Annotated in this window: 20 protein-coding genes; 13 read left to right on the forward strand and 7 right to left on the reverse strand. The window is 62.7% G+C overall.

Annotated elements, in window-relative coordinates; all coding sequences use genetic code 11:
* Positions 1-114 precede the first annotated feature (114 nt).
* A complete protein-coding gene (gene yejK, locus G5134_RS08375) occupies positions 115-1,176 on the reverse strand; it encodes a nucleoid-associated protein YejK (protein ID WP_065018607.1) in 1,062 nt (353 codons plus the stop codon).
* Between the two features lie 73 nt (positions 1,177-1,249).
* Here yejK and G5134_RS08380 point away from each other — a divergent pair, with 73 nt between their 5' ends.
* The 10 genes from G5134_RS08380 (at position 1,250) to hdfR (ending at position 14,599) form a co-directional block, all read left to right on the forward strand.
* Positions 1,250-1,477 (forward strand): YejL family protein, encoded by a 228-nt coding sequence (locus G5134_RS08380; protein WP_005299589.1) that lies wholly within the window; start codon positions 1,250-1,252, stop codon positions 1,475-1,477.
* A gap of 43 nt (positions 1,478-1,520) precedes the next feature.
* Positions 1,521-3,371, forward strand: coding sequence for a DUF3413 domain-containing protein (locus G5134_RS08385; RefSeq protein WP_065018608.1), 1,851 nt, complete (start codon positions 1,521-1,523; stop codon positions 3,369-3,371).
* A 307-nt stretch (positions 3,372-3,678) separates the two neighbouring features.
* Positions 3,679-5,841: a TonB-dependent hemoglobin/transferrin/lactoferrin family receptor gene (locus tag G5134_RS08390; protein ID WP_208199549.1), complete on the forward strand. Its 2,163-nt coding sequence runs from the start codon at positions 3,679-3,681 to the stop codon at positions 5,839-5,841.
* The gene (locus G5134_RS08395) at positions 5,841-7,919 is read left to right on the forward strand and encodes a prolyl oligopeptidase family serine peptidase (RefSeq protein WP_421231964.1); all 2,079 of its coding nucleotides are present in this window, start codon (positions 5,841-5,843) and stop codon (positions 7,917-7,919) included. The genes G5134_RS08390 and G5134_RS08395 overlap by 1 nt, the downstream gene beginning before the upstream one ends.
* A 32-nt stretch (positions 7,920-7,951) precedes the next feature.
* Entirely contained in the window at positions 7,952-10,366 is a 2,415-nt protein-coding gene (locus G5134_RS08400; protein ID WP_065018611.1) for a proprotein convertase P-domain-containing protein, read from the forward strand.
* A gap of 58 nt (positions 10,367-10,424) precedes the next feature.
* Positions 10,425-11,798 carry a DUF1566 domain-containing protein gene (locus G5134_RS08405; RefSeq protein ID WP_065018612.1) on the forward strand — a complete coding sequence of 458 codons (1,374 nt, stop codon included), beginning with the start codon at positions 10,425-10,427 and terminating at the stop codon, positions 11,796-11,798.
* A complete protein-coding gene (locus tag G5134_RS08410) occupies positions 11,795-12,352 on the forward strand; it encodes a DUF1566 domain-containing protein (protein ID WP_005299575.1) in 558 nt (185 codons plus the stop codon). Before G5134_RS08405 ends, G5134_RS08410 begins: the two co-directional genes overlap by 4 nt.
* Before the next feature lie 230 nt (positions 12,353-12,582).
* Positions 12,583-13,065 carry a serine protease inhibitor ecotin gene (eco, locus tag G5134_RS08415; RefSeq protein ID WP_005299572.1) on the forward strand — a complete coding sequence of 161 codons (483 nt, stop codon included), beginning with the start codon at positions 12,583-12,585 and terminating at the stop codon, positions 13,063-13,065.
* A 302-nt stretch (positions 13,066-13,367) separates the two neighbouring features.
* Entirely contained in the window at positions 13,368-13,724 is a 357-nt protein-coding gene (locus G5134_RS08420) for a DUF413 domain-containing protein (protein ID WP_010634377.1), read from the forward strand.
* Entirely contained in the window at positions 13,724-14,599 is an 876-nt protein-coding gene (gene hdfR / locus G5134_RS08425; protein ID WP_005299567.1) for an HTH-type transcriptional regulator HdfR, read from the forward strand. Before G5134_RS08420 ends, hdfR begins: the two co-directional genes overlap by 1 nt.
* Positions 14,600-14,661: 62 nt before the next feature.
* On the opposite strand, the gene tyrA is transcribed toward hdfR, so the two are convergent.
* The 4 genes from tyrA to glpD form a co-directional block, all read right to left on the reverse strand.
* A complete protein-coding gene (gene tyrA, locus G5134_RS08430; RefSeq protein WP_065018613.1) occupies positions 14,662-15,801 on the reverse strand; it encodes a bifunctional chorismate mutase/prephenate dehydrogenase in 1,140 nt (379 codons plus the stop codon).
* A gap of 118 nt (positions 15,802-15,919) precedes the next feature.
* Positions 15,920-16,993, reverse strand: a complete 1,074-nt coding sequence (locus G5134_RS08435) for a 3-deoxy-7-phosphoheptulonate synthase (protein WP_017779394.1) — start codon at positions 16,991-16,993, stop codon at positions 15,920-15,922.
* A gap of 319 nt (positions 16,994-17,312) precedes the next feature.
* A complete protein-coding gene (gene glpQ, locus G5134_RS08440) occupies positions 17,313-18,392 on the reverse strand; it encodes a glycerophosphodiester phosphodiesterase (protein ID WP_214453951.1) in 1,080 nt (359 codons plus the stop codon).
* Between the two features lie 99 nt (positions 18,393-18,491).
* Positions 18,492-19,979 carry a glycerol-3-phosphate dehydrogenase gene (gene glpD / locus G5134_RS08445; RefSeq protein ID WP_421231965.1) on the reverse strand — a complete coding sequence of 496 codons (1,488 nt, stop codon included), beginning with the start codon at positions 19,977-19,979 and terminating at the stop codon, positions 18,492-18,494.
* A 104-nt stretch (positions 19,980-20,083) separates the two neighbouring features.
* Between glpD and G5134_RS08450 the strand changes: the two genes are divergently transcribed.
* Positions 20,084-20,221, forward strand: a complete 138-nt coding sequence (locus G5134_RS08450) for a hypothetical protein (RefSeq protein WP_197495635.1) — start codon at positions 20,084-20,086, stop codon at positions 20,219-20,221.
* A gap of 79 nt (positions 20,222-20,300) precedes the next feature.
* On the opposite strand, the gene G5134_RS08455 is transcribed toward G5134_RS08450, so the two are convergent.
* Together G5134_RS08455 and glpT are read right to left on the reverse strand one after the other, a co-directional pair.
* Positions 20,301-21,059, reverse strand: a complete 759-nt coding sequence (locus G5134_RS08455) for a DeoR/GlpR family transcriptional regulator (protein WP_005299558.1) — start codon at positions 21,057-21,059, stop codon at positions 20,301-20,303.
* Between the two features lie 101 nt (positions 21,060-21,160).
* Positions 21,161-22,516, reverse strand: a complete 1,356-nt coding sequence (gene glpT / locus G5134_RS08460) for a glycerol-3-phosphate transporter (protein ID WP_005299556.1) — start codon at positions 22,514-22,516, stop codon at positions 21,161-21,163.
* A gap of 487 nt (positions 22,517-23,003) precedes the next feature.
* Between glpT and G5134_RS08465 the strand changes: the two genes are divergently transcribed.
* Positions 23,004-23,852 (forward strand): MIP/aquaporin family protein, encoded by an 849-nt coding sequence (locus G5134_RS08465; RefSeq protein ID WP_065018616.1) that lies wholly within the window; start codon positions 23,004-23,006, stop codon positions 23,850-23,852.
* Between the two features lie 54 nt (positions 23,853-23,906).
* Entirely contained in the window at positions 23,907-25,409 is a 1,503-nt protein-coding gene (gene glpK / locus G5134_RS08470; RefSeq protein ID WP_005299552.1) for a glycerol kinase GlpK, read from the forward strand.
* Positions 25,410-25,574 lie beyond the last annotated feature (165 nt).

Here is a 25,574-nt window from a genome sequence, read left to right on the forward strand (position 1 = left end):
GTTTAATTTGTTAACAAATCACCGAGTTGGTTTCGCTGCCACCTACCCCGTTAAATAAAAAGACACCGCAGCAGGCTGCGGTGTCTTTTTGCCAAAAGTGGAAAGCAGATCACATTACGACTGGCGCAACAGCTGATCCTTGAGGTTGGGCGGCACCCCCTTGATGGTCAGGGTATCGGTCTGGGGATCGTAGAAAATCCGGCTGTTGAGCAGCTTCTGCTCGAAGCTCAACGTCAGGCCGCCACCGGAGCCGACGAACTTGGTCAGCCCGCGCAGGGTGGAGCGGTCGGCCGGGAAACGCTCTTCCAGCTCGTACTCCTGACCAATGAAGCTGTAAAAATCGAGGTCGCCCTCCCCTGCCTCTTTTGACGAGAGCTCTGCCGACAGCTCCCTGATCTCGATCTCTTCACCGGCGCTGGCCTGCTCGGTGCAATATTTGAAGACCTGTTTCTTGTAGTCGTTGCGCTCGGCCGGTTCGAGCTGGCGGCTGTCGCAATAGTCGTCCACCGCCTGCAGCAGCCCCTTGTTCTGGATCTTGGCATCCATCCCCTCGCGGGCACCCAGCAGCTCCATGAAAAAATCACCCAGCTTGCGACCGACCCGGCCCTTGCTGAAGGTGATGTAACGGCGCGAATCAACCTGGGTTTTCCATTCGGTGAGATCGATGCGGGCCACCAGGTTCAATTTGCCGATATCCAGATACTGGATGTGGCGCAGCTCCAGCGCCTCGCTGACGGTGACGCTCTCCTTGCCCTCCAGCAGGGCGATCATCAGATAATCCACACCCACGTAGTTGTACTTGGCAAACAGCAGCACCCCCTGCTCGTCGAGGGCGTGCTCCACCAGCTGCTTGACCAGCAGCTGGGTCATCTCCACCGAGAAGGGCACGAATTCGAGCTGCTCGTCCAGCAGCTTTTCCAGCGCGATGCGAAACAGGGGAGAGGGCTGTTTGGGGGCCTCTTCCCCCTCTGCCAGCTCGACGATGGCGGCCTCGGGGTCGGCGAAGAAGCCGAAGCCCTTGCCCCCCTTGCCGTTGTAAATGCGGTGCAGCTCCGCCATCAGCCCCTGTACCGCCTCATCGGCAGGCAGAAGCTGGCTGCGGGTGTCGGCGTGAGGTTGACCATCGCCGCCCTGGCGCAGGGAGTGAAGAATGATCTTGTCGATATCGAGACTCATGTCACAAAGCCATAGTGTTAGCCGAAAGGGTGAAGTATTATAAGGCGCTTTGAACCGAGATGAACCCAAGATTATGCCCATCGTATCAAAGTACAATAACGAGCAGTTTGACGCCCTGATGAACGACCTGATCACCGCCCTGGAGAAGCACAAGGCGCCGGTGGACCTCAGTCTGATGGTGCTCGGCAACCTGACCACCAACATCATCAATGGCATGGCCCCGGCCCAGCGTCAGGCGATCACCGAGAAATTCATCCAGGCGCTCACCGCCTCGGTCGATCATCGCCACGACGCTCATTGAGTCTCTTCGCATTCTTTGATGTTTTTCAAGCAGATGGATCACTATGGTCGAAACCGGCAACCCCTATCGTGATAATGTCTCTCGCCTGATCACCTGGGGGCATTGGTTCTCCTTCTTCAACATCATTCTGGCCATGCTGATCGCCACCCGTTATCTGGGGACGATCAGCTGGCCGTCGACCACGCTCGGCGTGACCTATCTCATCATCAGCTGGATCGGTCACTTCTCGTTTCTGAGCTTTGTCACCTACCTGTTGACGATCTTCCCCCTGAGCTTCGTGCTGCCCAGGGAGAAACCATTGCGCTTCATCTCCGCCATCATCGCCACCCTGGCGCTGGTGCTGCTGCTTATCGACACCCAGGTGTTCCAGCTGTTCAAGTTCCACCTCAACGGTCAGGTGTGGCAGTTGCTGCTGGATCAGGCCCAGACCGAGGAGGGCTCGATCTGGAGCATCATCTTCGTGGCGGTGCCCACCATCTTCCTGGTGCAACTGCTGCTGTCGGCCTATGTCTGGCGCAAGATCAACAAGCGCAAGCGCCGCCAGTACGGCAATCAGGTGGGGCTGGCCCTGCTGGTCTGTTTCATCCTGACCCACGTGGTCAACAGCTGGGCCGATGCCACCCTGTATCAGCCCATCACCATGCAGCGCGCCAACTTCCCGCTCTCCTACCCGATGACCGCCAAGAGCTTCCTCGCCAAGCACGGCTGGCTGGATCTGGATCAGTACGAGAAGAAGGCCGAGTCCCAGGATGGCGACAGTGTGAGCCGGCTGCGCTACCCGCTGCGCCCGCTCAGCGTCAACGCCCCGCTGACCCACAAGAACCTGCTGATCGTGGTGGTCGACTCCCTGCGGGCCGACATGCTCAACAACATCAACATGCCCAATCTGCAGCGCTATGCGGATCAGCACCTCAACTTTGCCAACCACATGAGTGGCGGCAACGATGACGCCATGGGGATGTTCAGCCTGTTCTACGGCCTGCCTGGCCACTACTACGACGACATTCGCAACGACAAGACCCCGCCGGTGCTGTTTGACGAGATGCTGCGCCAGGACTACCAGTTCGGCCTGTTCGGCGCGCTGGAAGATGCCCAGCAGTATCGCCAGAGCATCCTCTCCGGCCTGCGCAAGCAGGTGTTCGTCTCCGAGCAGACCGACGATACCCAGCTTGTCGGCGACTGGCAGCAGTGGCTCGCCAAGCGCTCCCCTGACCGCCCCTGGTTCTCGCTGGTCTATCTGTCGAGCCCGGGCGACTACCAGCTGCCGGCCGGCATCAAGGGCCCCTTCCAGCCGGAGCTCACCAAGTTCAACCCGGCCACCGCCTATCAGGCCGAAAACCTGCAAAAGCTGGAAAACCGCTACAAGAACTCGGTCTTCTACACCGATCAGCTGCTGGAGCAGATGCTGACCCAGTTGCAGCAGCAGGGCATTGGCGAGCAGACCATCGTCGTGGTCACCGCCAACCACGGCCAGGAGTTCAACGATACCCAGAGCAACAGCTGGGGCTATGGCACCAACTACTCACCCTATCAGGTGCAGGTGCCCTTCGTGCTGGCCTGGCCGGGCAACGAGACCCTGCCGACGAGCCCGGTGAGCAGCCACCTGGATCTGGTGCCGACCCTGATGCAGGGGATGCTGGGGGTGCGCAACCCGCCGCGGGACTACAGCATAGGCCGCAACCTGTTCGACAACAGCCCGCGCAACTGGCTGCTGGCGGGGGATCAGCGCGACTTTGCCATCTATCAGGGCAACACCATCACCCACTTCAACAAGCAGGGTGACTTCGAGCTGCTGGAGCGCAACAGCTACCGTCCCATCAAGCACGGCACCCCGGACATGGGGGTCATGATCCAGGTGATGAACGAGCTGAACCGCTTCTACCGCGCCCCCTGAGGCCCGTCCTGTATCCCTTGAAAACCCGCTCCTCGAGCGGGTTTTTTATTTCCGCCAAGACCTGTGCAGGGGCTGCCAAACCCTCAGCCAACACCTTGCCACCCTTCCCCATTTCATCCCCCCGTCTGCCTGCCCTGCGTCCTGCAGGCACAAACGTTGGCCCACTTTGCTACTGATGTCTTCATCAAAAAATGCAGCCTGATCAGGATCATAAAAACAAAATGATAATGATTATCAATCATTGATCTGATTGGACCTCTCTGCAATAATCCGCGGCCTTCAGGCTTAAATAATAATTATTCTCAAGATGAAAACACTACTTCACTACTGGCCCATGCTGCTGTCCGGTACAGCGCTGGCCGCTGGCGATCCCGCAGGGATAGACACCTCCGGCACCACCCCGCCCAAGGCGCGCGAGACCATAATCGTCAAGGGTCAGCGGGTCGAGCAGAAACTGTCCGACATCTCGGGCTCCATCACCGTCATCACCGAAGAGGATCTGGAGCGCCAGATAGCCACCGAGCTCACCGACGTGTTCAAGAACGAACCCGGCGTCTCGGTGACCGGCTCGGCGGGCCGGCCGCAAAACATCAGCATCCGCGGCATCGGTGGCAACCGGGTGCTGATCGTCAAGGACGGAGTCCGGGTCAGCGACGGCTTCGGTGCCGACGATCTCAACGACAAGGTGGGCCGCTTCAGCTTCGATCTCGATGACGTCAAGCAGATCGAGGTGGCCAAGGGAGCAGGCTCCGCCCTGCACGGCTCGGACGCCATCGGCGGCACCGTGGTCATCACCACCAAGCAGCCGGAAGATTACCTGCAGGGGCAGGATGCCTACCTCAGCAGCAAGGTGCTGCACGATGGCAGCAGCGACAAGCAGAAACTGAGCGCCACCGGCGCCGCCCGCTGGGGCGAGAGCGCCCACCTGCTGCGCCTCTCCGGCTGGCAGGGGCACGAGACTGCCAACTACGACCAGAGCCGCATTCCGGCGGATCTCGATGGCCTCAGCGCCTCCACCAGCTCCAGCCTGACCCTCAATGAACGGCATCTGCTGCGCCTCGAGTTCGACTACTTCGAGGACAACGCCAAGCGGGATCAGGGGCCGCGCGAAATTCCCCAGCCCGACGGCAAGTGGCAGGTGCGCCAGTATCGTGAAAACGGCAGCCAGCGCTCCCAGGGCGGCAAGCTGAGCTGGGAGGCGCAGGATCTGGGCCACCCGCTGGCCGACCGTTTTACCTGGAACCTGCACGGCAACTACGCCAAGAACACCGCCAACAAGCGCAGCCTGCTGCAAAATGACGAGCTGAGCGGCTACCCCCGCTATCGCAGCGAGCGGGAGCTGGCCACCTTCACCGAGCACCTGCTCGGCAGCGAGCTGGATATCCGCCGCGATCTGGTCACCGGCGCCGTCGAGCACAAGCTGAGCTACGGCATCGAGCTGGCGCGCACCCGGCACGAGCGACCGGTGGAGAAGCTGATGCTGGAAGCCGGCATTCCCCAACCCACCCAGTCCGCCCCCTTCAGCAGCGCCCGCACCGATCGGGCCGGCATCTGGCTGGGAGACGTGGCGACTCTGGGCCAGTGGCAGTTCACCCCGACCCTGCGCATGGATCAGCAGTGGCTGAGCCCGCAGGATGGCCGGGGCGAGAGCAACCACAGCTGGCACCTCTCGCCGAGCCTGGCCACCAGCTACCGCTTCAACGAGCAGTGGCGCAGCTGGCTGAGCTACGCCAACGGTTTCAGCGCCCCCTCCTACGACAAGGTGTACGGCAACATCCCTCACTACTTTGCCCTGCCGCCGTTCGAGATCATCGCCAACCCGGACCTAAAAGAGGAAACCAGCCACAGTTTCGAGTGGGGGGTGAGCGGCGAAGGGGACGAGTGGAGCATCAAGCCGGCCCTCTTCTACAACCGCTACTACAACTTCGTCGACTGGCGCCAGGTGGGCTTTCGCCTGAGCGACGGGGTCATGCTGCGTCAATACCGCAACGTCGCCAAGTCTGAAACCTGGGGTGCCGAGATCGCCGCCAGCTACTGGCTGACCCAGCAGTGGGAGCTGGCCACCAAGCTGGGCTGGGTCGACGGCAAGACCAGCCAGGGCGAATCGCCGCGCAACCTCACGCCGCTCGAGGGCAACACCCGCCTCAGCTATCAGGCCAACGACTGGAGCCTGGGGCTGCAGGCCGACTACGCCGCCGCCATGAGCCGAGTGCCCACCTGTGGCAACAGCCTGACCCAGCAGCAGGGCGAGTGCCTGAAAACCGCAGGCTGGCTCAGCTTCGCCCTGACCGCCGACTGGCAGATCACCGACGCCCTCAAGGCCAACCTCAAGCTCGACAACCTGCTCGACACCCGCTACACCCGCTATCAGGACGTCGCCGGGCTGGAAGCAGGCACGGATGCGGGCCTCTACACCCAGACGGGCCGCTCCCTGAGCGCCAGCCTGCGCTACACCTTCGTGGGGCTCTGATGCACGCACTCCTGATGCTGACCAGCCTGCTGGCCACTCCGGCGGCTGCCCAGCCCGCAGCCATTGCACCTGCCGGCGCCCCGAGCCAGGCCGTCGCCGCGGCGGCGCCGCTCGTGGCCCCGCTTATCCCTCACCGCCCGCTGCCGATGCCGGGGGAGCGGGCCCGGCTCGATCCCTATGGTGGCTGGCGCGATGACAGCCGCCAGGATCCCGCCCTGCTGACCCTGCTGGGCGAGCAGAACCGCTGGACCGAGCAGCAGCTCGCCGCTCAGCGGCCACTGGAGCAGGCTCTGCAGGCCGAATGGCAGGCGCAAGCGCGCGGCGAGCCCATGCCGCAAGAGTGGTTGAGCGAGGCGGGCAGCCAGTGGCGGATGGAAGCCGACGGCAGCCTGTGGCAGCGCAGCGGCGAGCAGGCTGAGCCCCGTCAACGACTGGCGGCCCGCCAACCGGCCAGCGGCTACTACGAGCTCGCCAGCTGGGCCCTGCACCCGAACGGGCGCTGGCTGGTTCTGGCCGAAGATCTGCAGGGCGATCGGGATTACCGCATCACCCTGCTCGATCTGACCGACGGCAAGCCCCTGGCCACCCTGACCCACAGGGCCGCCGATCTGCTCTGGAGCCTGGACGGCAAGACCCTCTACACCATCGCCAATGAACCTCGCACCCTGCGCCCCTGGCAGCTGTGGGCCTGGCGCGATGGCAAGGAGCAGCAGATCCACCAGGAGGCGGACCCCGCCTGGCTGCTGAGCCTCTATCGAACCACGGATCGGCGCCACCTGCTGCTGCAGAGCAACAACCACGACAGCGCCGAGCAGTACCTGCTGGACGAGGGCAGACCTGCTCTGCTCAAGGCCCGTCAGGCCGGCCTCGAGTATTACCTGGATACCCAGGGGGAGCGGGTGCTGCTCAAGAGCAACCGGGACGGTGCCCTCGGCCTCTATCAGGTGGCCGACCTGAGCCAGGTGGCCAAGGGAGAGTGGCAGCCGCTCTGGTCTGGCGAGCAGAGGAGCCTCGAGAAGTGGCGCCTGTTTGCCGACTACACGGTGCTGCAGTATCGCCACAAAGGGGATGACTGGCTCGACGTGCTGGATGGCCGCGGCCGGCTCAGCCATCGTCTGCTGCTGACCGAGGGGGCCGGCACGGCCTGGATCCAGGGCGCCCACGACCCCGCCAGCGGGCAGATCCTGATCCGCCGTCAGGGCATGGCCGAGCCGCCGCACCAGCGCCTGCTCGATCTCGCCAGCGGCCGCTGGCTGCCAGACGCCCGGGCAGCCCTCCCCTCCCCCTACCAGAGCGAGCGCCGCTGGGTGGTGGGCAAGGATGGCGTCAAGGTGCCGGTCTCCCTGGTGTGGCGCAAGGACATCCACGCCCCCAAGGCGCTGCTGCTCTACGGCTATGGCGCCTATGGCACCCCCATGCGTCCCTACTACCAGCCCCAGGTGCTGAGCCTGCTGGATCGCGGCTTCGTCTACGCCATCGCCCACGTGCGCGGCGGCGGCATGCTGGGGGATGAGTGGTATCTGGCGGGACGCGGTCGCCACAAACAGCACAGCGTGGACGACTTCCTGACCGTGGCCGATGCGCTGGCCCGGGATCCCGCCATCGATCCCGCCCGGCTGTTTGCCATGGGCGGCAGCGCCGGCGGCCTGCTGGTGGCGGCGGCCCTCAACCAGGCACCGACCCGCTTCGCCGGGGCCGTGCTGCAGGTGCCCTTCGTCGATCTCATCGGCACCATGAGCGATCCCGAACTGCCGCTCACCCGCCAGGAGTACGCCGAGTGGGGCAACCCGGCCATTGCCGCCGATTACGCCACCATGCGCCGCCTGAGCCCTTACGACAACCTGCATGCGGCCCCCTATCCCCCCGTCTATGTGACGGCTGGGCTGCACGACAGTCAGGTGCCCTACTGGGAGCCGCTCAAGTGGGTGGCCCGCCTGCGGGAACACAGCACGGGGCCGGGCCCCTATCTGCTCAGCACGGCCCTCGACGGCGGCCACCGCATAAGCCCGGCCAATGCGCGCCAGCAGGCGGCCCGCGAGTACGCCTTCCTGCTCACCCTGGCGGGTGCCGGCCGGTGATCCCTTTTCTCATTTTTGTGTTGGAGTAAACCATGAAACCCTCTTCCCTGGCCCTCTGGCTGGCGGCAACCCTGCTCTCCCAGCCGCTGCTGGCGGCCGAGTTGCAGTTTGTCGATGAACAGCCGCTGACCACCACGCCGAAGCGATGGCTCGAGCAGCGCCTTGGCGTGAGCCTGGCCCCCGACTACGAGCGGACCAGCCTGCTCGGTCATCACTACAGCTTCCGCCAGCTGGTCAACGGCCTGCCGGTGGCCACCATTCAGGCCGCCGTCAGCGTTGATCAAACAGGCAAGCCCTGGCGCATCTATCACAACAGCCGGCCGCTGGATAGCAGCGAACCCGGCTGCGATGTCGCAGGCAATCTGGATCCCCTGCTGGAACAGCTGCGCGATGGCGGCAGCGAGATCGACACCCTTGGTCCGGTCGAGGCCTGGTACTGGCGCGACGGTGACACCCTGGTGCCGGCCCTGCGCCAGCGGGTGCGCGAGCATCAGGCGGGCAACGCCAAGGCCAGCCAGGTGCAGCTCTTCGCCAGCTGCGACGGTAGCCGCGAGCTCGGTCGCTGGATGGATGCGGCCACCACCCGGGCCAGCCGCACCGCAGACGCCGGCGACACCCAGCTGGAGGCTCGGGTATTCGATCCGGATCCCCGTACCCAGCTGCGCGACGCCGGTCTGGTCTGGCACGAATCCCTGCAACTGGCAGACGCCGCCTATCAGGACAAGGTACCGCTGCCGGTCACCCTGGCGGGAGGACGCTATCTGCTGAGCGGCCCCCACGCCCGGGTGGTGGATGCCATGGAGCCGGATACAGCCCCCTTCAGCGCCGACAGCCCGCAGGGGTTTCGCCTGACCCGCGATGATCGCGGCTTTGCCGATATCAACGCCTACTACCACCTGGATCTGGCCCAGCGCCACCTCAAGCACCTCGGCTTTAGCGACCTTATCCCGGGGGCGCTCGACATCGACACCGAGGCCGGCTATCAGGACAACTCCCTCTACGATCCGTTCGAACGCCGGCTGGAGCTGGGTCGCAGCGGCGTGCCCGATGCCGAGGATCCCATGGTGATCTGGCACGAGTTCGGCCACGCGGTGCAGCATCACATAGTGCCGGATCTGGGGGACGAGGCGGACTGGGGCGCCATCGGCGAGGGCTTCAGCGACTACCTGGCCGCCAGCCACCGCCAGCGCAGCGAGGCCGGCCGCCAGTTCGAGCCCGCCATGGTGTTCAACTGGGATGCCCGCTTCACCGACCGTACCCCGCGTCAGCTGGACGATCTGCGCGCCCGCTACCACCCGGATTACAACTACCCGGCCCACCGCACCATCAACGGCAGCAATGGCGACCAGCTGTGGGGCACCCCGCTGTTCCAGGCGCTGCTGGCCGCGGTCGCCGAGCAGGGCGAAGGAGCGCGGGACGAGTTTGATCGCCTGATCATCGAGTCTCACTTCGGTCTCGGCCCGGCCATCCGCATGCCGCAGCTGGCCCGCATCACGGTGGATACCGCCGCCCGGCTCTACCCGGCGCGCCCCTATGCCCGGCTGCTGGAGCAGGCGTTTCGCCAGCACGGCCTGCTGCAGGCACCGGTCAATGTGGGCCTGAGTGATGGCAGTGTCATCGAGCTGGGGCAGCGCCAGTCGGTGCAGCTGACCCTCACCAACCAGGGCAAGGCGCCGGTGACCCTCAATGAGCTGGCCCTCCAGCTGCCAAGCGGGCTGCAGGCCGATCCTTACAGCTGGCAACCGGCGACCCTCGCGGCGGGTGCCAGCATGACCACCACCCTGCGCCTGCTGGCCCAGAGCCCGCTCGCCTGTGGCGACGAGGTGGCGCTGCCGGTCAGCCTCGCCATGAGCGGCACCAGCCCGACCGAGCGCCAGTGGCAGCAGTCGCTGACCCTGCCCATCGGCGCCCCCATCGTCAGCCGCGCCAGCGGTCAGCCGCTCACCTTGAGCGATGCCATCAGCGACGAGGTGCGTGGCCTCAGCGAAACCAGCCTGCTGATAGAGAGCAGCGAGGCTAGGGTGAGCGATCGGCTGCAACTGAACCTGGATCTGCAGCACCCGGCGCTCGATGAGCTGGAGATCTGGCTCAACTCCCCCTCCGGCACCCGCATCCAGATCTGGGACAAGGGCTACAGCCCGCTGCCGCGCCTCAAGGGAGTGTTCCCCACCGAGCTGCTGCCCCTGCAGCCCTTCAGCGCGCTGGAAGGGGAGCCGCTGGCCGGTCGCTGGACGCTGGAGATAGTGGACAGCAAGCCCGGCAATCGGGGCCGCATCAACGGCTGGAGCATCAGCCAGCGCACCGGCGCCCAGTGCAGCAAGCCGGTCACCCCGCCCGATGACGGCATCATCCACTTTCAGGTGGACGACGGTAGCGGCGGCGGGGCAGCCAACCTGCTCTGGTTGCTACCGCTGGCACTCTGGCGCCGCCTGCGCCAGCGCACCTGAATCCACCCCATCCATATATAAGAAGAGGGGGTCAAGGCCCCCTCCCCAAGGACTAGAGATGACACCACATTACTCCCGCCTGGCCTGCCTGCTGGCCCCCCTGCTCACCGCCTGTGGCGGTGGCGGCTCGGACGAGGCGCCGCTGGCGGTCCCCGACTACAGCCTGACCGTGACCCTGCCCGAAGCCGGCACCCTGTGCGTCAACCTCAACCAGAATGCATCTTGTGATGCGGGCGAGCCCAGTGTCAGCGGCGCGGCCGGTACTCACCGGCTGAGCGGCAGCGCCCCGGCCCTGTTGACCACTACCTTGCTGTTCTTGCCAAGCAACCCGGCCGCCCCCGTGCTGCTGCACCCCGCCGCCCGGCTCGATGATCAGCACCTGACCCCTAGCCCGCTCAGCACCCTGCTGCAATACCGCATCGCCGAGGGGCAGCCCCCGAGGCAGGCTCTCGACCAGCTGCTGCGTGCGCTGGCGCCGCTGCAACCGGACCAGGATCTGGCCGCCCTCTCCCGGCTGAGCGACTTCAACCTGGTGCTGGGTCAGTTGCTGCAAGCGGTCGTCGAGGCCGATCTACAGGCGCAGGAGGGCTTCTCGACCGCCACTCTGCATATGCTGGTGTGGCCTGCCATCGGCAGCCTGCTGCCCGAGCTGGCCAGCCATTTTGCCCTGCACGGCGAGCTGGCCAGCCAGCAGGAGCGCGTCAGCGCCCGGCTGCTGCAACAGCACTCCCATCCGCTGATCACCGGCAGTGGCGTCACCACCTACACGGACGGGGTCGACTACCTGCTCACCCAGGAGCCCGCCGATCACCCGGGGCAGGAGGCCAGCCTCAACAAGGCGCCGCTGCACTATCGCAAGCTCGACGGCAAGGGCCAGCCCCTGCCAGATGACGCCCCCTCCTGGGAGTGCGTGGAGGATCTCAACACCGGCCTGGTCTGGGAGAAAAAACTCGATGATCCCGCCAGCCCGCGGGATCTGCACCGCACCTTCGCCTGGGAGCTTGACGACTATCACCCCACCCAGCAGGAGCTGGACTACGCCTGCCCGGATGGCGAGGCCATCTGCACCACGGAGCAGTACCGCCAGTGGCTCAACGCCCAGCAGTTGTGCGGCATCACTCACTGGCGCATGCCCCACTCGCGCGAGCTGATGAGCCTGCAGCACTACGGCTCCCTCGCCCGCCAGGACGACCAGCCGGTGAGCATGGACGTGCGCTACTTCCCCGATGTCGGCACCACCAGCAAAGATTTCAGCGGCTACTACTGGAGCCAGACCCTGACCCCTTCGCGCCGGCTGGAGAGCGCCCCCATCAGCGCCATCGCCCACATTTTCCTTGGCGACGACGCCGGCACCGACTACGCCACCACAGTTCAAAACAGCGATGATGCCAACGGTCTGCAACTGCGACTGGTGGCGGAGGTAACCCGATGAACCGCTTGATGTTGACCCTGCTGCTGACCCTCGGCAGCCCCCTCGCCCTGGCCACCGCCATCTGTGATGACAACATGCCCAGAACCAGTCCCACCGCCCGCTTCATCGACCGCGGCAACGGCACCGTCACGGATCGCTCCACCGGCCTGACCTGGATGCGCTGCCAGCTCGGCCAGACCTGGCGCAACCAGAGCTGCCAAGGCGAGCCGACCCGGCTTTACTGGCAGCAGGCCCTGCTGACCGCCGAGCGGATCCGTACCGAGCCGAGCCATGCGCTGTACAACTTCGGCGGCCACGGCGGCTGGCGCCTGCCTACCATCAAGGAGCTGGCCAGCGTGCTGGAGTCCGCCTGCTACAAACCGGCGCTCAACGAAACCATCTTCCCCCGCGCCATGGCCGGTGACGGCAAAGAGGTGAACGACGGTTACGTCTACCTCTGGTCCTCCACCCCGGTGCCGGCCAGCAAGGGGGTCGCCTATCTGGATATCACCAGCGGCGCCGTCGGCATGCGGGCCCCCGGCGCCTGGGCCAAGCAGGTGCTGCTGGTGCGCTGATGGAGTCGGGTGGCCAGGGGATCCCGATGAACACCGGATCCCGGCTGGCCACCCGCGTTTGCGGCCCGGCCTGTCGTTTGGCGGATCTGCACCCTGTCAGAAAATAGCCAGAACACGTCATTGTGTGCCGGATCTGCATCATTTTACGCAGTTTTTACGTAGCAGATCGCTGGCATGAAACGGGCAGAGCGGTTAGTCTAGCGGCGTTGAACCAACCCCATGAGGTACAGATGAAAACCGTATTGCGTTTTAGCCTGCTGGGCGCCTTGTTGCTGGGCGGCCATGCCTTCGCCGCCGAACCGAAAAAATTTGATATCAGCATGTTCCCGGCTGCCGAAGTGAACCAGGAACGTGTGGTGATCCGCCTGCCGGAAGTCGAGAACGAAGCCGACATGATGGTCGAGCTGCAGGTCGGCAAGAAAATGATGGTCGATTGCAATGTGCCGCGCTTTGCCGGCAACCTGGAACAGCACAGCGTCAAAGGCTGGGGCTACAACTACCTGATGCTCGGCAAGGTGTCCGATCCCATCAGCACCCTGATGGCCTGCCCGGATGGCCAGAAGAAAGAGACCTTCGTCCAGATCTACGGTCAGGGCTTCTTTGTGAACTACAACTCCAAGCTGCCGTTCGTGCTCTACGTACCGCAGGAGTATGAAGTGCGCTACCGTCTGTGGCGTGCCGATACCCTGGCTCAGCCAGCCATGATCGAGTGAGTCTCTACCGAGACCAAACCTCCCGCTTTGGTTCATAAATGACATCAAATAGAGCGCCGAATGGCGCTTTATTTGTAACAGATTGTGCTGTTTCCCACCCCGCCAACCTTTACAGAACCTGACATAACTCCGCTTTTTTTCTCACTTTTTTGCCCTTTTCAGCCGACCCGGGCCCATGGATCCGCCGCAAATCACTTTCGATGAAAGAGATTTATCAATATAGTGAAAAAATTGATTTTGCACTCTGCGACGGCCTGATGATACTTGCCCGCAAAGGTCAAACTAACCAGAAAAAGAGCACTATGAGCTTCGAATCAGACAAGCGTTTCAACGACTTCAAACATTTTCCCCGTGGCCTGCGTCGCAGTGGCGAATTCACTGTGGCCGAAGCGGACAGTCTGGAAAAATACGGTACCGCCATGCTCGCGCTCTATCAGGGCAACCTGGCCGCGCGCGATGACGTGGAAAGCGCCTTCATCGAGCAGGTCAAGTCCGGCGCCGCCGGCAACAACCCCCACGCCAAGGTGTGGTTCAAGTATCTGAAGGTGATAGGTCCCAAGCGCGTGCACCGTCTGTGCACCGTCGCCGGCGGTGCCAACGAGGAAGCGAGTGGCGGCGGTTTTGAAGGTGGCAGCGGTAGCGACGAGTCCATCGATTAATGGATACCGAACTGCTTCGGACCTTTATCGAGGTCAGCAAGACCCGGCACTTCGGCCGGGCTGCTGAAAATCTCTACCTGACCCAGTCGGCGGTGAGCTTTCGGATCCGCCAGCTCGAACAGCAACTCGGGGTCAGTCTGTTTGCCCGCCATCGCAACAACATCCGCCTGACCGCCTCCGGTGAGCGTCTGCTGCCCTACGCAGACGCCATCTTGCATACCCTGGGCCGCGCCAAGCAGGATGTGGCCCTCTCCCCCGGTTTCAGCCAGCAGCTCGCCATCGGCGCCCCCGCCGTGTTCTGGGAGCTCGACTTCAATGACTGGCTCAACCATGTCTATGCCCTGGCCCCCGGTCTTGCGGTGCGGCTCGAGACCGCCTCCCGCGAGCACCTGTGCCGCCAGCTGCTGGAGCGCTCCCTCGATCTCGCCCTGCTCTCCGAGCCGACCAAGATCGACGAGATAGCCCTGCACCCCATCGGCGAGCTGGTGTTCGAGCTGGTGAGCCGGGATGGCGCGGCCAACGCCGACAGCCTGATGCAGATGCCGCACATTCATCTGGATTGGGGCACCAGCTTTGAGCCCCAGCCCAGCCGGCTGCAGAGCCTGCAAAAGACCCCGGTGCTGCACTCGAGCTCCGCCAATATGGCGCTGCAGTTCGTGCTGGCCAACGGCGGCGCGGCTTACCTGCCAAGGCGCATGGTAAGCCCCTTCCTGGAGCAGGGGCGCCTGCACCTGGTGGAAGGCGCCCAGGCCCTGAGCCGCCCGCTCTACCTTGCCTATCTGGAAAAGTCCGATCGGCGGGAGCTGATCGATCAGCTGCTGACCCTGCCGCTGGGCTGGGATGGCGCCGATCTGCGCTTGCCGCAGCCGGAATAGAGGCGGCGCGGCGCGCTAGAATGCAAAAGGGGCCGACAGGCCCCTTTTGCTTTTGGTCATCGTCAGCCGTGGTGGCGACGATCATTGGCCTGGGCCAGCAGGGTGCGGCTCTCGCGCAGGAACTCGTCCGCCCGCTCGCCAAAGAAGCCCGAAACCTGGCTGAAGGCCTCGATGAAGCCCTCCCTGTCCCCCCGCTCCAGCAGCCCCAGCGCCTCGCCGAAGTTCTGGTAGTAGCGGCGGATCATCGCCAGATTCTGCGGTGACGACAGTATGATGTCGGCATAGAGGTGCGGATCCTGGGCGAACAGCCGTCCCACCATGGCCAGCTCCAGCCGGTAGATGGGGGAGCTCAACGCCAGCAACCGGTCGAGGTTGGCCTGCTCGCGGGAGAGGTGCCAGCCATAGGCGAAAGTGGCAAAGTGGCGCAGCGCCTGGATAAAGGTCATCGCCTCGTCGTGGGCCCTGGCCTCCACCTGCTGCAAACGGGCGCCCCAGATGGTCATCTGCTCCAGCAGCCACTGGCTGGCTGCGGGCTCACGCCCCTGGCAGCAGACGATCACCTGCTTGGCGAGGCTCGCCACGTCCGGCCCGAACATGGGGTGCAGCCCCAGCACCGGCCCCTTGTGCACCGCCAGCATATGCTCGAGCGGTTCACCCTTGACGCTGGTCACGTCCACCAGCAGGCAGTTCTCGGGCAGGTTGCCGAGCCGGTCGATCACCTGGCAGGTGACGTCGATGGGCACCGCCACCATCACCAGTCCGGCGCCCTGCAGGATCTCGTCGGCGCGCGGCCAGTCGGCCTGACCCAGGGTCTCGACCCGGTAGCCCGAGAGGCTGAACAGGTTGCCGAACAGGCGGCCGAGCTGCCCCTGACCACCGATGATGACCACCTTGCCAAGGTCAGGCTTCATGCACTTGAAGTGGTGCTCCTTGTCGCTGGCGGACTCCAGGATATAGGACTCGCGCATCACCCGACGCAGCACGTCCTCGATGAGATCACCCGGCACTCCCAGAGCCTCGGCCTCGGCGCGGCGGCGGGCCAGCATGCTCGCCTCCCGATCCGGTGCATAGATGGGCAGGCCGTGCCGGCTCTTCACTTCCCCCACTTCCCCCACCAGGGCGAGACGGGCGGCCAGCAGATCAATCAGCTGCTTGTCCACCGCGTCTATCTTGTCCCTGAGGGCATTCAACTCTTCAGCCATATCCGGTCCCTGCGGCGCCGCCCGCAGCGACGCCCTGTGATTCAAGAGGCAACGAGGTGTCACCGCCTCGGCCGGTGACACCTCGATTGTTCAGTCAGTGCTGACAAGATACCACGGCTTATGCCTTGGTTCTGGCCAAAAGTGGTGCCGCCAGCTGGCTGTGGCAACGGGCCAGCAGCGCGTCCGTGGTCTCCCAGTCGATGCAGGCATCGGTGATGGAGACGCCGTAGCGCATCTCGCACTTGGGCTGCTCGCTGGACTGGTTGCCCTCGAACAGGTTGGATTCGAGCATCACCCCTATGATGGAGCGGTTGCCCTCCTCGATCTGGTGGATCACGTTGTCGGCCACCTTGGGCTGCAGGCGGTGATCCTTGCTGGAGTTGCCGTGGCTGCAATCCACCACCAGGCCAGGCAGCAGGCCCGCCTTTTCCAGCGCCTCTTCCGCCAGCGACACATTGACCGAATCGTAGTTCGGGTGCTTGCCGCCGCGCAGGATCACGTGACCATCCGGGTTGCCCTGGGTCTGCAGCAGCGCGACCTGGCCCTGCTGGTTGATCCCCATGAAGGCGTGGGGACTGGAGGCGGCCTGCAGCGCATTGATGGCGGTGCCCAGGTTGCCGTCGGTGCCGTTCTTGAAGCCAACCGGCATGGAGAGACCGGACGCCATCTCCCTGTGGGTCTGGGATTCCGTCGTGCGGGCACCGATAGCCGACCAGGAGAAGAGCTCCGCCAGGTATTGCGGGCTGATGGGGTCGAGCGCCTCGGTGGCCAGCGGCAGCTCCAGCTCGGCCAGCCAGCAGAGCAGCTCGCGGGCCCGGTGCAGCCCCAGCTCCACGTCGAAGGTGCCATCCAGGTTCGGGTCGTTGATGAAGCCCTTCCAGCCGACCGTGGTGCGTGGCTTCTCAAAGTAGACCCGCATGACAATGTAGAGAGTGTCCTGATAGGCGTCATGCAGCGCTTTGAGTCTGGTTGCGTACTCTTTGGCGGCGTCCATGTCGTGGATGGAGCAGGGACCACAGATCACCAGCAGACGGTGATCACGACGGTGGATGATGTCGGCGATGGTATTGCGGGCCCCTTGCACGAATGCCAGCGCGCGATCGGAGATGGGCAGTTTCTCCTTGAGCTGGGCAGGCGTGATCATCACTTGTTCGGACTGGATATGGATGTTGTTGAGGGGGTCTCTTTGCATTTTCTCATTCTCTCTACTGTTTCAAGCCAACTGCGCCGACCGTTCACTTTTATTTACACAAGTCAGCACTTTGTTACGCAACCGCCCCCACCTTACCAATTAAAAACAAACAATCAAGTGAAACTAGCGGGCTTATTCGCTGACAGATGGATAAATGACCACAAAAGAGACCCTTTCGACCAGAAAGTAGTGCTCGCCATATGCTCAAAACACCAAAATCGTAAACATATAATTACACCCTTACTGGTTTCCCTTGCCAGCAGACATAAAAAAGCGGGGCACCTGGCCCCGCTTGCATTCCCGTGTTGCTCTTCTTTTATTATTTGCCGTGAGTCTTGATCACCTCGACCGCCTTGTCGGGGAAGTCGCTGAACACGCCATCCACATCGGCCTGATAGAGGAAGATATTCAGCAGATCGGTGAAGTCTTTCGCGTAGGCCGGGATCTGGCCCTCATCCTGACGGAAAGTATAGGGATGCACCTTGAGGCCGGCCGCATGGGCCTCTTTCACCATGCCGGTGAAGGTCGGCTTGCCCAGGGTACCCGGCTCCGGCACTATCATCGGCTTCCAGGGGCCGATCCCTTCGGCGTAAGCGGCGATCTCCTTCATGGCGCCCGGCTTGAACATCCAGTCATAGTTGTAGGGGGTCGCCTTGCCCTTGGCGTCGTAGACCATGGTCTCGTTCCAGTCGGTCTCGGCCATCAGCTGCACCAGCTTCAAGTCCATCCCCATGGCGGGCATCAGCTCGCTGTTGATGCGCTTGAGCTCGTTGGTATCGAAACACTGCAGATAGACCCTGTCGTTCTTGCTGGTGTAGCCGTACTCCTTCAGCACCTTGAGCACCGCCTTGGAGATGTCCTTGCCTTCGTGGCGGAACAGCCAGGGGGCCTTGATCTCCGGGTAGATGCCGATGTTCTTGCCGGTGCTCTTGTTGAGCCCCTGGATCATCTCGATCTCTTCCTGGAAGGTGTGGATCTTGAAGCTCGACTTCCACAGCGGGAAGCGGGCCGGATAGACGGGCACCTGCTTGCCGTCCACCAGCTGGAACGGCTCGGTCATGCGCAGGGAGCGCACCTCGTCCAGGGTGAAATCCACCACATAGTAGCGACCATCCGGGCGGGCCCGGCCGGGGAAGCGCTCGGCCACGTCCGTGATGCCATCGAGGAAGTGATCGTGCATCACCACCAGCTGGTCATCCTTGGTCATCACCAGATCCTGCTCCAGGTAATCGGCCCCCATGCCATAGGCCAATGCCTTGGACTCCAGGGTGTGCTCGGGCAGGTAGCCGGAGGCGCCCCGGTGGGCGATCACGATTTTGCCTTCATCGGCGGCCAGTGCGGGCAATGCCAGGGCAGCCCCCAGACCAAGGGCAATCAGGGAGCGAGTATGTTTTTTCATGCGCGGTGCTCTTTGTTATTGTTTATGGGATGTAGGTTATTGTTATAACAGAGGTTTATTGCAGTTTTACGGCGGGCGGCCGAGGCCGCCCGCAGGGGGTCAGCTCGCTTTTGGCAGGGCGTGGTGGTGTTCGCTCAGCCAGGCAGCCAGTTGCTGCTGCTCGGCGTCGGAGAGGCGCAGCCCCAGCTTGCTGCGGCGCCACAGGATGTCTTCCAGGGTGCAGGCCCATTCCCGCTCGATAAGGTAGCGCACCTCGGCTTCGTACAGACCGGCACCAAAGTGCTGACCACGGGGCTCCTTGAGCCAGAGGCGGGCATGGGCACCATAGGCCTCGGCAATGCGCAGGGCGCTGCGATCATCGAGCCAGTCGAACTCCAACGCAAAGGCGCGCGCCAGTTCGCGCACCGAGCAGTCGAACTCGCCTCCGGGCAAGCGGCTGCTGGCGGTCCAGTCATCCCCCATCTGGCTGAACCAGGGCTTGAGCTTGTTGCAGGCAGCCTGAGCTAGCTTGCGGTAGGTGGTGAGCTTGCCGCCGAACACCGACAACAGCGGCGCGCCATCGGATTCGCCACTGAGCTCCAGCGTGTAGTCGCGGGTCACCGCCTGCGGCGAGTCGGACTCGTCGTCGCACAGGGGGCGCACCCCGGCGTAGGTCCAGATCACGTCTTTGGGGGCGATCTGGCGGGTGAAGTGGGCGTTGACCACCTTGCACAGGTAGTTGATCTCGGCGTCGCTGATCTTGACCTCGCGCGGGCTGCCCTTGTGCTCCACGTCAGTGGTGCCAATCAGCGAGTAGTCCTGCTGATAAGGGATGACGAAGACGATGCGGTTGTCCTCGTTTTGCAGGATGTAGGCCTCTTCGCGCTCATGGATGCGCGGCACTATCATGTGGCTGCCCTTGATGAGGCGAATGCCGCGCGGGGATTTCTCGTGCAGGCTCTCGTCATAGAAGGTCTTGACCCAGGGGCCGGCCGCATTGACCAGGCCGCGGCAGGTGACGTTGAACTGCTCGCCCCCTTCCCGCTCCAGAGTCAGGGTCCAGTGTTTGGAGCCGCGCACCGCCTTGACGCAGCGGGTGCGGGTCTGCACGTCGGCCCCCTTGTCGCGCGCCATCATGGCGTTGAGCACCACCAGCCGGGCGTCGTCGACCCAGGCGTCCGAGTATTCGAATCCCTTGCTGATGCCGGCGGTGAGGCCATCCTGCGGCAGGAAGCGCACGCCGCAGCTGCCCTTGAGCTTGTCGCGCTTGGCCAGGTTGTCATAGAGGAAGAGGCCGGCGCGGATCATCCAGGCCGGGCGCAGGTGCGGGCGATGGGGCAGCCGAAAACGCATGGGGCGAGCGATATGAGGGGCCATGCCGAGCAGCACTTCCCGCTCCGCCAGCGCCTCTTTCACCAGCCGGAATTCGTAGTGTTCGAGATAGCGCAGACCGCCGTGGATCAGCTTGCTGGAGTTGGAAGAGGTGGCAGAGGCGAGATCGCGCGCCTCGAACAGGGCAACCTTCAAACCCCGCCCTGCCGCATCAGCCGCAATGCCTACCCCGTTGATGCCGCCGCCGACGACGACCAGATCATAATGTTCGCTCATGTTCACCTACTTTCTTATTTTGATCTTGCGAAACCGTCGCAATGTTTGATTTCGCTCATATTAGAGCATGAAAAAATGATAAACGAACATTTTATGGAGAAAATGTGATCGCGATTGTTTTGGCAATGCTAAAAATGCTGCCGGTCGGTGATAAAGCGGCAGGGCATGGGGAAAACGGGGGCGAGGCTGTGAGCGAGTTCGCGCTTTTTGGGGTGATCAGCTCGGCATCGGCAGTGGAATGAGGGCAAGCAGAAAGGCGGGAGGCTGAAAACGAAGCGGCCGCCCGATGGCGGCCTGATGCTGGAGCGGATTAACGGCGACTCAGCAGATGTGACACTCGATCTGATGCTGGGACATCAGCCGCATCAGCTTCTCCGGCGGCTCCTGATCGGTGAACAGGGCGTGGATCTGGCTGAGGTTGCCGAGGTTGACCATGGCGTTGCGGCCGAACTTGGTGTGGTCGGCGGCCAGGAAAACCTGGCGGGAGTGGGCGATGATGGCCTGGGCGATCTTCACCTCGTGGTAGTCAAAATCGAGCAGTGAGCCGTCGCTGTCGATGCCAGAGATGCCGATAACGCCGTAGTCCATCCGAAACTGACCGATGAAGTCGCGGGTCGCCTCCCCCACGATGCCGCCGTCCCGGTTGCGAATTTCGCCGCCGGCGATGATGACGGTGAAGTCATCCTTGGCGGTGAGGATGCTGGCCACGTTGAGGTTGTTGGTGACCACGCGCAACTCGCGGTGATCGAGCAGGGCGCGGGCGATGGCTTCGGTGGTGGTGCCGATGTCGATGAACAGCGACGAACCGTCGGGGATGTTGGCGGCCACTTCCCGGGCGATGCGCTCTTTCTCCTTGAGCTGCATCACCTTGCGGGCGCTGTAGGCGGTGTTGACGGTACTCGAATGCAGGGAGGCCCCGCCATGGTGGCGCCGGATCTTGTTCTGCTCGGCAAGATCGTTGAGATCCCGGCGAATGGTCTGGGGGCTGACGTCAAAATGGGTCACCAGATCCTCGGTCGAGACAAAGCCCTGCCGCGTCAGGACGTCCAGGATCTCCAGATGTCGTTGGGTTTGCTTCACGCTTGAACTCCGATGATGAGACGAAAAAAGGCCCCGGCAGATGCGGGGCCTTGGGCAGTTTACCTGATCCCTTTTCCAATCGATAAGGGCAGGATCACGTTTTATGCCTTATGAACAGCAGCCTTGGCGGCAATCGACTCGTTCTCGTGCTTGAGGGTCATCGCCAGCAGCACGATGGAGAGCAAGCAGGAGGCAGTCAGCACCATGAAGCCACCGTCCCAGCCGAAGTGGTCAACGGTGTAACCCAGCATGGCGTTGGCCGCAACCGCGCCACCCAGGTAACCGAACAGACCGGTGAAGCCCGCCGCGGTACCGGCCGCCTTCTTCGGCGCCAGCTCCAGGGCATAGAGGCCGATCAGCATGACGGGACCGTAGATGAGGAAGCCGATGGCGACCAGAGCCATCATGTCGATGGTCGGGTTGCCGGCCGGGTTGAACCAGTAAACCAGCACGGAAATGGTCACCAGCACCATGAACAGGATACCGGCCGGGGCGCGGCGGCCCTGGAACATCTTGTCAGAGATCCAGCCGCACAGCAGGGTGCCCGGAATACCGGCCCACTCATAGAGGAAGTACGCCCAGGAGGACTTGTCGACGCTGAAGTCCTTGGCCTCTTTCAGGTAAGTCGGCGCCCAGTCCAGCACACCGTAGCGAATGAGGTAGACGAAGGCGTTGGCGATCGCGATGTACCACAGCAGCTTGTTGTGCAGCACGTACTTCATGAAGATTTCCTTGGCGGAAAACTCCTGCTCGTGGCTCTCGTTGTAATCCTTCGGATAGTCGTTCTTGAACTCTTCGATGGGCGGCAGGCCCACCGATTGCGGGGTGTCACGCATCACGAAGAAGGCGATCACCGCGATGGCGGCAGCCGCAGCGGCCGGCACGTAGAAGGCACTGCGCCAGTCATTGAACCAGCCCATCCCCAGAATGAACAGCGGGCCTATCATGCCGCCACCCACGTTGTGGGCCACGTTCCAGACCGAGACGATTTCGCCCCGCTCTTTTTGCGACCACCAGTGCACCATGGTGCGACCGCAGGGCGGCCAGCCCATGCCCTGTGCCCAACCGTTCAGGAACAGCAGCACGAACATGATGGCGATGCTGGAGGTGGCCCAGTGCATGGTCCCCATCATGAACATGATACCGGCCGACAGCAGCAGACCGGCGGAGAGGAAGTAACGGGCGTTGGAGCGGTCCGACACGTTCCCCATCAGGAACTTGGAGAGACCGTAGGCGATGGAGACGCCGGACAGGGCCAGGCCCAGATCACCGCGGGAGAAGCCCTGCTCGATGAGATAAGGCATGGCCAAGCTGAAGTTTTTCCGTACCAGGTAGTAACCGGCATAACCGAAGAAGATCCCGAAGAACACCTGCCAACGCATGCGTTTGTAGAAGGGGTCGACCTTGTCGGCCGGGAGCCTGTCTATGTGTGGTGCAGGCCTGAAGAGACTAAGCATGTTCTGCTTCCTTATTGTTGTTGTGGGCGGTTGAGGGTGCCCTGTCCATGCTGACCAATCAGAGGAGTCCCGATTCGAAAGCGAGCCTATTGTGCTCATATGTGAACATTTAATCTGTGATGTAGTCGGAAATATTGCAGTTTTATTACAAAAGAAAGTGTCAGATGAGTAATCACTCATCAGCCGCAATCCCTTGTGTAGCAAGGCCTCTAGCTACCCACTAAGTGGTATAACCACGGTATCAACTTGCTTTCCGTCACATTTTCTTAGCAATGAGTGGGATCTTGTCCACATTTCCTGCGGGGAGGGAGTGGTGAATGGTCGATTTCGGTTTATTTTCTCTCTCGTCCGAGAACGAGCGCAAACGAGCATAACGTTTGCGTCAGCTCAAAAAACAAGAAGAAACGTTTTCGGGCGCAACAATGGGAATGAAAAACAACAAAACGGAACATCAAACCTACTCTGGGTGGATATAAGGAATAACGGTATGAGCATACAAAGACCCAATACCCTGCTTGGCGAGTGCATCGCCGAGTTTATCGGAACCGGCCTGCTGATCTTCTTCGGCGTCGGTTGCGTGGCCGCACTGGTGCTGGCCGGTGCCAACTTCGGGCAATGGGAAATCTCCATTACCTGGGGTCTGGGCGTCGCCATCGCCATCTATGTGACCGGCGGCATCTCAGGTGCCCACCTCAACCCTGCGGTCACCCTGGCGCTGATGACCTTCTGCGGGTTCGACAAGCGCAAGGTGGTGCCCTACATCATCGCCCAGATGGCTGGCGCCTTCTGCTTCGCGGCGCTGGTCTACTTCCTCTATGGTAACCTTTTCAGCCAGTGGGAACTGACCCACAACGTGGTACGCGGCAGCGTCGAGAGCCTCGGCACCGCCGGCATCTTCTCCACCTACCCCAATGCCCTGCTCTCCAACATGCAGGCCTTCACCGTCGAGCTGGTGATCACCGCCGTGCTGATGCTGGGTATCATGGCACTGGGTGACAACAACAACGGCGCCCCCAAAGGCTTCGCCGCCGCCCTGCTGATCGGTATCCTGATCGCGGTGATCGGCGCCTCCCTTGGCCCGTTAACCGGTTTTGCCATGAACCCGGCTCGTGATTTCGGCCCCAAACTGTTCGCCTTCTTGGCCGGCTGGGGTGACGTGGCCCTGACCGGTGGTCGTGACAACCCCTACTTCTGGGTTCCCATCCTCGGCCCCATCGTCGGCGCCCAGATTGGTACCGCCCTCTATGTGAAAGTGTTGGCTCCCTGTGTGCCGGGCAACCGTGTTGCCGCCACCGAGCAAGCTGCCCAAACCGCCAAAGAAGAGGCCGCCGCCTAAGAGCGGCCCTCCCCAACGTGTAAAAACGTGGAAAATAAAAACGTGGAGAACATCATGTCTGCTGAAAAGAAATATGTCGTCGCTCTGGACCAGGGTACCACCTCCTCCCGCGCCATCGTGTTTGACCAGGACGCCAACATAGTCGGTACCTCCCAGCGCGAATTCACCCAGCACTACCCAAAAGCGGGCTGGGTGGAGCACGACCCGATGGAGATCTGGGCGACCCAGTCCTCCGTCTTCACCGAAGTGCTGGCCAAGACTGGCCTGCGCAGCGAAGAGATCGCCGCCATCGGCATCACCAACCAGCGTGAAACCACAGTGGTATGGGAAAAAGCCACCGGCAAACCCATCTACAACGCCATCGTCTGGCAGTGCCGCCGCACCGCGGCCATCTGTGAAGAACTGAAAGCGCGCGGCCTGGAAGAGTACGTGCGTGAAAACACCGGTCTGGTGCTGGACGCCTACTTCTCCGGCACCAAGGTGAAGTGGATCCTCGACAACGTCGAAGGGGCCCGCGAGAAGGCGATGAACGGCGAGCTGCTGTTCGGCACCATCGATACCTGGCTGGTGTGGAAGATGACCAACGGCGAAGTGCACGTCACCGACCCGACCAACGCCTCCCGTACCATGCTCTACAACATCCGCGACCTGAAGTGGGATCAGCGCATGCTGGACGAGCTGGGCATCCCTGCCTCCATGCTGCCGGAAGTGAAGCCCTCCTCCGAGGTGTATGGCTACACCACCCGTGGCGGCGGCTCCCGCATCCCCATCGCCGGTATCGCCGGTGACCAGCAGTCTGCCCTGTTCGGCCAGCTCTGCTTCGAGAAAGGGATGGCCAAGAACACCTATGGCACCGGCTGCTTCATGCTGATGAACACCGGCACCGAGCCGGTTCGCTCCAGCAACGGCCTGCTGACCACGGTCGCCATCGGCCCGAAAGGGGAAGTGAACTACGCGCTGGAAGGTGCGGTGTTTATGGGCGGCGCCACCATCCAGTGGCTGCGTGATGAGCTCAAGATCATTCACGATGCCCGCGATACCGACTACTTCGCCTCCAAGGTGGGCGACACCAACGGCGTCTACCTGGTACCGGCCTTCGTCGGCCTGGGCGCCCCCTACTGGGATCCGTATGCTCGCGGCACCATGGTCGGCCTGACCCGCGGCGCCAACCGCAACCACATCATCCGTGCCGCGCTGGAATCCATCGCCTATCAGAGCCGCGATGTGCTGGATGCGATGCAGCAGGACTCCGGCATCAAGCTGGCGGCCCTGAAGGTGGACGGTGGCGCGGTAGCCAACGACTTCCTGATGCAGTTCCAGGCCGACATGATGCACACCCCGGTAGTGCGTCCGACCCGTATCGAGACCACCGCCATGGGCGCCGCCTTCCTGGCAGGTCTGGCCGTCGGCTTCTGGAAGAGCTCGGAAGAGCTGGAAGACAAGTTCAGCGTGGACCGTGAGTTCATCCCGCAGATGGACCGCGACGATCGCGCCAAACGCTACAACGGCTGGAAGAAGGCAGTCGAGCGTTCACGCCGCTGGGCCGAAGAGGAGTGATCGGGCAACCGATATCCTTGAAATAAAGACTGAAGGGGCCGACAGCAATGTCGGCCTTTTGTTTTATGGCCTGCCGGCCCCCTGCCAGCCGCCCCTGCCTTGATGACGATTTCATGTCAGCCATTCTCAATTGAGTTATCTATCTATAATCATCTCTTGGGTCGC

Source organism: Aeromonas sp. 600276, from assembly GCF_049175815.1.
GTDB classification, from domain to species: domain Bacteria; phylum Pseudomonadota; class Gammaproteobacteria; order Enterobacterales; family Aeromonadaceae; genus Aeromonas; species Aeromonas dhakensis.

What these genes read in the sequence shown, in the direction of transcription:
- eco (WP_005299572.1), top strand. Translation starts at nt 12,583, where the DNA reads ATGAAAACCGTATTGCGTTTTAGCCTGCTGGGCGCCTTGTTGCTGGGC.
- glpQ (WP_214453951.1), bottom strand. Translation starts at nt 18,392, where the DNA reads ATGAAAAAACATACTCGCTCCCTGATTGCCCTTGGTCTGGGGGCTGCC.
- G5134_RS08420 (WP_010634377.1), top strand. Translation starts at nt 13,368, where the DNA reads ATGAGCTTCGAATCAGACAAGCGTTTCAACGACTTCAAACATTTTCCC.
- G5134_RS08410 (WP_005299575.1), top strand. Translation starts at nt 11,795, where the DNA reads ATGAACCGCTTGATGTTGACCCTGCTGCTGACCCTCGGCAGCCCCCTC.
- yejK (WP_065018607.1), bottom strand. Translation starts at nt 1,176, where the DNA reads ATGAGTCTCGATATCGACAAGATCATTCTTCACTCCCTGCGCCAGGGC.
- G5134_RS08435 (WP_017779394.1), bottom strand. Translation starts at nt 16,993, where the DNA reads ATGCAAAGAGACCCCCTCAACAACATCCATATCCAGTCCGAACAAGTG.
- G5134_RS08400 (WP_065018611.1), top strand. Translation starts at nt 7,952, where the DNA reads ATGAAACCCTCTTCCCTGGCCCTCTGGCTGGCGGCAACCCTGCTCTCC.
- G5134_RS08385 (WP_065018608.1), top strand. Translation starts at nt 1,521, where the DNA reads ATGGTCGAAACCGGCAACCCCTATCGTGATAATGTCTCTCGCCTGATC.
- hdfR (WP_005299567.1), top strand. Translation starts at nt 13,724, where the DNA reads ATGGATACCGAACTGCTTCGGACCTTTATCGAGGTCAGCAAGACCCGG.
- G5134_RS08390 (WP_208199549.1), top strand. Translation starts at nt 3,679, where the DNA reads ATGAAAACACTACTTCACTACTGGCCCATGCTGCTGTCCGGTACAGCG.
- glpD (WP_421231965.1), bottom strand. Translation starts at nt 19,979, where the DNA reads ATGAGCGAACATTATGATCTGGTCGTCGTCGGCGGCGGCATCAACGGG.
- G5134_RS08395 (WP_421231964.1), top strand. Translation starts at nt 5,841, where the DNA reads ATGCACGCACTCCTGATGCTGACCAGCCTGCTGGCCACTCCGGCGGCT.
- G5134_RS08465 (WP_065018616.1), top strand. Translation starts at nt 23,004, where the DNA reads ATGAGCATACAAAGACCCAATACCCTGCTTGGCGAGTGCATCGCCGAG.
- glpK (WP_005299552.1), top strand. Translation starts at nt 23,907, where the DNA reads ATGTCTGCTGAAAAGAAATATGTCGTCGCTCTGGACCAGGGTACCACC.
- G5134_RS08380 (WP_005299589.1), top strand. Translation starts at nt 1,250, where the DNA reads ATGCCCATCGTATCAAAGTACAATAACGAGCAGTTTGACGCCCTGATG.
- tyrA (WP_065018613.1), bottom strand. Translation starts at nt 15,801, where the DNA reads ATGGCTGAAGAGTTGAATGCCCTCAGGGACAAGATAGACGCGGTGGAC.
- G5134_RS08405 (WP_065018612.1), top strand. Translation starts at nt 10,425, where the DNA reads ATGACACCACATTACTCCCGCCTGGCCTGCCTGCTGGCCCCCCTGCTC.
- glpT (WP_005299556.1), bottom strand. Translation starts at nt 22,516, where the DNA reads ATGCTTAGTCTCTTCAGGCCTGCACCACACATAGACAGGCTCCCGGCC.